The following is a 486-nucleotide window of genomic DNA, read 5'->3' as shown; positions in this document are numbered from 1 at the left end:
GTTCACCACCACCACGCGGGCCGGCAACGCGATCGTGCGGACACCGGTGCCACCGCTCAAGTGGTGGCGCGGCATCCAGGCCCGCAAGACCCTGGAGGAGTACTTCGCCAGCCGCATCAGTGAGAAGCGACAGTCCGAGAGCACCGACATGTTCAGCGTGCTCTGTCATACCGCCGATGAGGACGGCCAGAGCTTCACCGACGACCAGATCATCAGCCACATGATCTTCCTGATGATGGCTGCCCACGACACGTCGACGTCGACGATGACGACCATGTGCTATCACCTGGCTGCCAATCCGGAGTGGCAGGAACGCCTGCGCGACGACTCCGCCCGTATCGGCGACGGTCCCCTGGACTTCGAGTCTCTGGACAAGTTGGAAACCTACGACCTGGTGATCAACGAGTCACTGCGGATGATGACGCCGCTGCCGTTCAACTTCCGCCAGGCGGTGCGCGACACCGACCTGCTGGGCTACTTCATCCC

General features: G+C 62.8%; 1 protein-coding gene. It reads left to right on the top strand.

Annotated elements, in window-relative coordinates; translation table 11 throughout:
- On the top strand, positions 1 to 486 hold a 486-nt coding region (locus IMZ11_RS43890; RefSeq protein WP_228649655.1), incomplete at both ends, for a cytochrome P450.

Source organism: Microtetraspora sp. AC03309 (genome assembly GCF_020826795.1).
GTDB lineage: Bacteria > Actinomycetota > Actinomycetes > Streptosporangiales > Streptosporangiaceae > Microtetraspora > Microtetraspora glauca.
Note: the sequence above shows the minus strand (reverse complement) of the source record. Positions and strands in the feature narration are given on the sequence as shown.